The following is a 7,267-nucleotide window of genomic DNA, read 5'->3' as shown; positions in this document are numbered from 1 at the left end:
CCGCGGCATCAGTGCCGAAACCCAGACCGTCCGCAGCCGACGCCGCGTGTTGCGCCGCGACGCGCCCAGGCCGCGCCGGGTCATCTCCGTTTCGGCCTGGATGACCTTCTGCCAGCCGAGCGGTTTCCCGCACGGGCTCGAAGCGCACCGTCGCGCCGGGCGCCAGCAGCGCAGGCGGCGTGCGGTCGATGTCCCACATCACGGCATCCGTGCGACCGATCAGCTGCCATCCGCCCGGGCTCTCGCGGGGGTACACCCCGGTGAACTGTCCGGCGAGCGCGACCGAGCCGGCGGGCACGCGCGTACGCGGCGACGATCGGCGCGGCACATCGAACAGCGGATCGCTGCTCACCACGTACCCGAAGCCGGGGGCGAACCCGGAGAACGCGACCCGCCAATCGGCAGCGAGATGCCTGTTGACGAGCTCTTCCGCCGACACGCCCAGCAGCGACGCCGCCTCGTCGAGGTCTTCACCGTCGTACCGCACGGGGATGACGGCATCGCCGGTCGCCGGGAGGTGCGCCGCATCGACCTCCGTCGCCTCCAGCACGGTGCTCAGATCATCCGCGGAGATGCGGACGGGGTCGAAACGCACCAGGACGGTCCTGGCGCCGGGGATGCGCTCGAGGACTCCGGGCAGTCCGTCCCAGGCGAGGTTCAGGCGCATCGCCTCGTCGAGGTCGGCCGCCTCGACGAGCAGGGCGTGATCGGATGCGGTGAGGATGCGCATCAGACGAGATACTCGGCATCGGGAACATCGGTGATGAACATGTAGCCCGGAGCGTGCGTGATGGCGAACGGCGGCTTCGAGGCCATGATCGCCGCCTGCGGAGTGACACCGCACGCCCAGAACACCGGGACCTCGCCGTCGCGCACCTCGGGGGCGTCACCGAAGTCCGGATGCGCCAGGTCGTCGATGCCGAGCGAGGCCGGGTCGCCGATGTGGACGGGAGCACCGTGCACAGCGGGAGTCCGCCCGGAGATCTGCACCGCGTCCGCCACCCGGGACGCGGGGATGGGGCGCATCGACACGACCATCTCGCCGCGCAGTCGTCCCGCGGGAGCGCACGCCGCATCGGTGCGGTACATCGGCACGTTGCGTCCGAGCTCCTGATGCCGGATCGGGATGCCGGCCTGCACGAGCCCGGATTCGAAGGTGAAGCTGCATCCGATGAGGAAGGCGACCAGATCAGGGTGCTCGGCCCAGGCCGCTCTCGCGTCGCCGACCTCCTCCGCCAACTCGCCGTCGCGCCAGACGCGATACCGGCCGATGTCGGTGCGGATGTCGCTGCCGGGCGCGAGCCGAGACTCCACCTGACCCTGCTCGATGACCTCCAGCACGGGGCACGGCTTCGGGTTGCGCTGGGCGAACAGCAGCGTCTCGAAAGCCCAGTCGGCCGGCACCGCGATCAGGTTCGCCTGCGTCAGCCCGACCGCGACGCCACTGGTCGGCTCGGCATGCCCGGCACGGATGGCGGCCCGAGCTCTGCGAGCATCGGCGAGCTGAGCGGCGGAGGCGAGGACGGACACGTCAGGCTCCCGCGAACGGGGCGATCGTGATGCCCGCATCCTGCAGCATCCGTCTGGTCTCCGCCGCCATCGCCACCGAGCCGGGACTGTCGCCGTGCACGCAGATCGACTGCGCGACCACGGGTACATCGGTGCCGTCGATCGCGCGGATCACGCCGTCGACGGCGAGGCGCACCATGCGCTCGGCGACTTCGGCGGGGTCGTGCAGCACGGCCCCCTCCTCGGTGCGGGAGACGAGCTGCCCGTCCGGCTGATAGGCGCGATCGGCGAAGGCCTCGGCCGCGACCTCGAGTCCTGCACGCTGGGCGACATCGAGCACGACACCACCGGAGAGCCCCAGCAGCACGAGCTTCGGGTCGATCGCCCTGATGGCCGCGACGACATCCTTCGACTGCCGTTCGTCACGCGCGATCGTGTTGTACAGCGCGCCGTGAGGCTTGACGTACGACACCCTGCCGCCGACCGCCGAGGCCAGACCCATGAGCGCACCGAGCTGGTACTCGACGTGCGCCTGCAGTGCGGCCGAGTCGATGTCGACCTTCGTCCGTCCGAAGTTCTCGTAGTCACGGTAGCCGGGGTGCGCACCGATCACGACGCCGCCCTGCACCGCGGCCGCGAGCGTCTCTCGGATGCCCTCCGGGCTCCCGGCGTGGAAGCCGCACGACACGTTCGCGCTCGTGACCAGCCGCAGCATGCTCTCGTCGTCGCTGACGATCCGCTCGGCGACGTTCTCGCCGAGGTCCGAGTTCAGGTCGATCGACGTCATGCGATCACGCTCCGATTCCGAGGAAGGCGAAGATGGGACCGATCGACACGATCCCCATGTACCAGGTGAGCAGCGTCACGAGCGTACCGGCGACGAGCAGCCACATCGGGTACTTCTTCGAGCCGAGCAGATCGCGCCGGAACCAGCCGATGTACATGAATACCGTGAGTCCGATCGGCAGGATCAGGCCGTTGAAGCCGCCGACGAAGACGAGGATCGCAGCCGGGGCCGTGCCGATCGACAGGTACACCGCCAGAGACACGACGATGAACGCGACGGTCGCGAGCTGCAGCGGCCATCCGCCCTTGAGCTTCTTCGTGAACGTGGAGAGGAAGGTCGCAGAGGTGTACGCGGCGCCGATGACCGAGCTGATCGCCGCGGCCCAGAAGATCGCACCGAAGATGCGCAGGCCTGCGTCGCCGAGCACCGCACCGAACGCCTGACCGGCCGGGTTCGCACCCTGCCCGGAGAGGTCGAGGGTGACGCCGGAGGCCACGACGCCGAGGATCGCGAGGAACAGCACGTAGCGCATGATGCCCGTCACGAGGATGCCGTTGGTCGCCGCGCGCATCACGGGGCCGGCGTGCTCCGGACCCGTGTGACCCGAGTCGAGGTAGCGGTGGGCGCCGGAGTAGGTGATGTATCCGCCGACGGTTCCGCCGACGATCGTGGTGATGGTGGCGAAGTTGAGCTCATCGGGCACGAAGGTCTGACGCAGCGCCTCGCCGATCGGCGGCTGCGCGATCACGGCCACGACCACAGTCATGACGATCATGCCGATGCCGAGCACCACGAGCACGACGTCCATCACGGGGCCGGCCTTTTTCACGAGGAAGATGATGATCGCGAGGACTGCGGTGATGATCCCGCCGAGCTTCGCGTCGATGCCGAGCAGCGCGTTCAGGCCGAGACCTCCACCGGCGATGTTCCCGATGTTGAAGGCCAGCCCGCCGATCACGACGAGCACCGCGATCAGATGCCCGGAGAACGGGATGGCGCTGTTGGCGAGTTCACCCGCGCGCTTTCCGGAAGAGGTGATCATGCGCCAGATGTTCAGCTGCACCGCGATGTCGACGAGGATCGAGACGAGGATCGCGAACGCGAACGCCGCGCCCATCGTCGCCGTGAACGTGGCGGTCTGCGTGATGAAGCCGGGACCGATGGCACTGGTGGCCATGAGGAAGATCGCGCCGATGACGGCGCTGCGCCCGGCGCGCTTCTTCGCGGAGGAGAGGCGGGCTTCGTCTTCCGGCGAGAGGGAGGCAGTGGTCTGCTCAGACATGGAGGGGGATTCCCATCGTCGTTGGTGGGTGTCGGGTGACCCCCAGTGTAGAACGGATAGAACCCGATTGTTCAACAATCATGTTACGGCCGCGCTACAGAACGGTTGCCGTCGTGTGATTTCCGGCACCCGATCGGCGACGACCCCCGTGCACCGACGCCTACGATGAAGGCATGAACCAGCAGGGTCCGCTCGCCGACGTGCTCCGTCAGCGCATCATCGACGGCGACTTCGCGCCGGGGTCCCGCCTTTCGGAGTCTGCCCTCGCCGAGCAGTTCGACGTCTCGCGCAACACCCTTCGCGAAGCGTTCCGCGTCCTCGCGGAGCAGGGCCTCGTCGAGCACATCCCGCACCGTGGCGTCTCGGTGGCCTCCCCCACCATCGCCGACGTGATCGACATCTACCGCGCCCGCCGCGTGATCGAATGCACGGCCCTGCGCCAGTCAGAGCCGGAGCACCCCGCCGTACAGCTCATGCACGACGCCCTCGCCGAGGCCGAGGAGCAGCTGCCGCACGAGGACTGGCGGCGCATCGGCAGCGCCAACATGGCCTTCCATGATGCGATCGTCGCCCTCGCCGACAGCGCGCGCCTGGCCCGCACCTACCGCGACGTCGCCGCCGAACTGCGGCTCGTCTTCCTCGAGATCGAAGAGCCGCGGTCCCTGCATGAGCCGTTCGTCCGTCGGAACCGTGCGGTGCTCACAGCCCTCCTCGAGAGGGGTCCCGAGGCGGCCGCGGAAGAGCTGGAGCGATACCTCACGGCATCCGAACGGAGCGTGCTCGGCGCCTTCGCCCGCATGGGTCATGCCTGACCCCTGACCTCTCGCGGCTCCTGGCAGCACCTTCGACCAGAACAATGTTCGGTATTTCTGACCTGAGTGCATAAATCTGTGAACGTGCCGGGAAATGCCTTGCCATCCCGTGAAAGCGGTGCTTACCGTGAGCGGACTTCGGACGGATCGGGACGCAGAGCTGCTCCCTCGTCCACCCGGAGGCCGCGTACCGAGGGGGTGCGCGGAATCGTTCAGATCGAAAAGGACTACTACTTTGCGACTCACGAGAAAACTGGCGTTCGCCGCTACCGCGGCTGCTGCGCTCTGCCTCGGCACGGTCATCCCCGCTGCCGCAAACTCCACGCCCGACGCCGACGACATCCCCACCTTCCAGGAGTTCGAGGCGTCGACCTACCGAGACGTCGACGGCGCCTACGTCGTCAACGGAGACGAGGTGATCTCCAACCAGGGCGAGCTGCGATCGTTCTACGAGCAGCTCCTCGGCGCCGACCCCGTGACCAACGGCCTGATCGTCAACACGGTCAACAACATCGACGACAAGTGGTCGAACACCCAGGTGGGCAACCTCACGTACTGCGTCAGCACCGCTTTCGGTGCTCGTCACGCCGACGTGGTCAACGCGATGGAGAGCGGCGCCGCACTCTGGGAGGCCGCGTCGTCGAAGGTGGACTTCATCTACGACAGCAGCGCCGACGCCAACTGCACGACGCGTAACAACGCCGTCCTGTTCTCGGTCGAGCCGGTCCAGACGACGCAGTACATCGCCAGGGCGTTCTTCCCGAGCACGGCACCGCGTCTGCAGAACGTGCTCATCGACGACTCGATCTGGACCCCCGGGTCGTCCTGGACCCCGACGAACGTCCTCGGACATGAGCTCGGCCACGTTCTCGGCTTCCGCCACGAGCACACCCGCCCGGAGGCCGGCACCTGCTTCGAGGACAACAACTGGCGTCCGCTGACGCCGTACGACTCCTCGTCGATCATGCACTACCCGCAGTGCAACGGCTCCTCTGACGACCTGTCCATGACGAGCGTCGACACCGCCGGCGTCGTCTCCCTCTACGGCAACTGACACGCTCCGCACCGCCGGAGACAGCGGGGCCCGGTCGTTCTCGACCGGGCCCCGCTGGCTGCCGCGGCATCAGAGGCGCGGGTTCGGCACAGCTTCATCCGGACGCAGAGCCGCTGTCGCCCGCGGCCGCGGTTCGCCGTCGCGGAGCGGAGCCGGGGGCGCGATGGGAGCGGTGGGCTCCGGCAGTCCGTATCGACGGAACATCCACCGTCGCGCCTCTTCGAGCGGATAGGTCTCGCCGAAGACGGCGGACTTCACGAAGACGCCCTCGATGGTGCTGCGCAGCATGACCTCTTCCAGCGCCGGGTCCTCAGCCCCGCGCGCGCGGAACAGGTCGCGGACCGCGTCCTCCGCCGCGGTGGCGCCCGCCTCGTGCCGCGCCTCCGACTCCGCGAAGAGCCGATGCGTGGCCGGCTGCTGCTGCATCGCGAGCACGGCCCGCTGCAGGGGTATGGCATACGCCGTCGCGGTGAGGGCGCCGTCGATCACCGCGGCGAGCATCTCATCCGGCGTGCCTTCGACACGGGCGAACCCGAGCACGGTCTCGAACCACCGGTCGATCACGGCGGCGACGAGCTGCTCCTTGCCGCCGAAGTGATAGTTCACGAGGCCCTGCGCGACGCCGGCCCGCTTCGTGATCTCGGCGATGCTCGCCCCCGCGACGCCTCGCTCGCTGAACGCCTCGATCGCCGCCTGCAGGATGTTCTCCCTGGCGCGCTCCCTGGCCACCCGGTTCTGCTCGTCGGAGCGTGCCATCGGCATCCACCTCCTGAGTCCCGCCGGCCTGTCTTTCCGAATCGCCCCCCGCCATATAGATTACTCACTGAATGTTTGTTCAATCTATGAACAGGCGCGGATTCACCCCCTCCCAGGAGCCTCAATGCACTCTTTCGCGAGCGTCGACTTCAACAGCATCACCTCGATCTTCGAGTGGCTCGTCGGTCAGTGGTGGGCCTGGGCGATCGTCGGCGTCATCGCGCTGTTCTTCCTCGTGACCTGGATCCTCCCCGACGCGAAGGTCAAGGCGTCGCCGGAGTATTCCACCACTGGCGCGGAGGCCGACGAGATCGCGCTCGGCTTCCTGCAGATCGTCAACCTCCCCTCCGGGCACTGGAACGATCCGACGGCCTCGCTCCTCGGCGACCGCGAGAAGAAGGTGCTCGTCGACCAGTGGGGTGTGCACACGCGCGAGGAGTGGCTGGCCAACATCGAGCGCCTCAGCACCGTGCGTCGACGCCGCGAGGTGTGGGTGCTCTACCTCGCCGTGCGCACCGAACTCGCTCAGCGTCTGGGCCGCGCCCCGAAGGCGAAGGAATGGCTCGCCGCGATCGTGCAGGAGGGCGGGGACAAGCGCGACGCCCGCACCTTCGTCACCTCGATCGAGTACGCGGAGGCACAGGTGCGCAAGCGCGTCGGCAAGGACATCGTCACGCCCGACCTGTTCGTGAAGACCCTCGACGGCTACGGGATCGGGCAGGCCGTGGCGATGGCCACGTGGGGCGTCGCGCTCGGGCACGCCGATGTCGCCGAAGCGCGGGCGATCATCCACCGCATCAACGTCGACGGCCGCCCGGCCTTCGAGTCGTGGGCCGACTTCGGGCTGAGCTACATCGTGGGTCGCGTCATGCACTGGTCGGACGGCAACGTCGACGAGAAGTCGTTCGAGAAGTTCGGAGACGGCTGGTCCGACTTCAAGGCCGCTGCGACGGAGAAGCGCAACGGGCCGTGGGCGACGCTGTCATGGAGCCTGTAGCCGTCGACCTGGAACCGCTGCGACGAAGCGCCGGCCTCCGCGACATCCTGACCTACGAGCGCATCTGCGG

8 protein-coding genes are annotated in these 7,267 nt (G+C 68.1%); 3 read left to right on the top strand and 5 right to left on the bottom strand.

The annotated features are described in order from the left end of the window. From DSP71_RS10865 to DSP71_RS10850, 4 genes are all read right to left on the bottom strand, one after another. Nucleotides 1-730 (bottom strand): allophanate hydrolase subunit 1 (locus tag DSP71_RS10865; RefSeq protein WP_147251294.1); only part of this gene is annotated, 730 nt, incomplete at its 3' end. Further along, nucleotides 730-1,530, bottom strand: coding sequence for a putative hydro-lyase (locus tag DSP71_RS10860; protein ID WP_046746830.1), 801 nt, complete (start codon nucleotides 1,528-1,530; stop codon nucleotides 730-732). The genes DSP71_RS10860 and DSP71_RS10865, both read right to left, overlap by 1 nt. Nucleotide 1,531: 1 nt before the next feature. Further along, nucleotides 1,532-2,296 carry a LamB/YcsF family protein gene (locus tag DSP71_RS10855; RefSeq protein WP_113681097.1) on the bottom strand — a complete coding sequence of 255 codons (765 nt, stop codon included), beginning with the start codon at nucleotides 2,294-2,296 and terminating at the stop codon, nucleotides 1,532-1,534. 4 nt (nucleotides 2,297-2,300) lie between these two features. After that, on the bottom strand, nucleotides 2,301-3,578 hold the full coding sequence (locus tag DSP71_RS10850) for an NRAMP family divalent metal transporter (RefSeq protein WP_046746828.1): 1,278 nt from the start codon (nucleotides 3,576-3,578) through the stop codon (nucleotides 2,301-2,303). A 173-nt stretch (nucleotides 3,579-3,751) separates the two neighbouring features. Here DSP71_RS10850 and DSP71_RS10845 point away from each other — a divergent pair, with 173 nt between their 5' ends. Continuing rightward, on the top strand, nucleotides 3,752-4,390 hold the full coding sequence (locus DSP71_RS10845) for a GntR family transcriptional regulator (protein ID WP_113681096.1): 639 nt from the start codon (nucleotides 3,752-3,754) through the stop codon (nucleotides 4,388-4,390). Nucleotides 4,391-4,625: 235 nt separating this feature from the next. Beyond that, nucleotides 4,626-5,444 carry a matrixin family metalloprotease gene (locus DSP71_RS10840; protein ID WP_046746826.1) on the top strand — a complete coding sequence of 273 codons (819 nt, stop codon included), beginning with the start codon at nucleotides 4,626-4,628 and terminating at the stop codon, nucleotides 5,442-5,444. Between the two features lie 69 nt (nucleotides 5,445-5,513). On the opposite strand, the gene DSP71_RS10835 is transcribed toward DSP71_RS10840, so the two are convergent. Then, nucleotides 5,514-6,200 carry a TetR/AcrR family transcriptional regulator gene (locus DSP71_RS10835; protein WP_046746825.1) on the bottom strand — a complete coding sequence of 229 codons (687 nt, stop codon included), beginning with the start codon at nucleotides 6,198-6,200 and terminating at the stop codon, nucleotides 5,514-5,516. Nucleotides 6,201-6,324: 124 nt separating this feature from the next. On the opposite strand from DSP71_RS10835, the gene DSP71_RS10830 reads away from it, so the two are divergent. Next, nucleotides 6,325-7,197 (top strand): DUF1266 domain-containing protein, encoded by an 873-nt coding sequence (locus DSP71_RS10830; protein WP_179516308.1) that lies wholly within the window; start codon nucleotides 6,325-6,327, stop codon nucleotides 7,195-7,197. Nucleotides 7,198-7,267: the final 70 nt, after the last annotated feature.

This window comes from Microbacterium sp. H6, from assembly GCF_003314775.1.
Taxonomy (GTDB): domain Bacteria; phylum Actinomycetota; class Actinomycetes; order Actinomycetales; family Microbacteriaceae; genus Microbacterium; species Microbacterium oxydans.
This window is presented reverse-complemented; position numbering and strand designations above follow the sequence as displayed.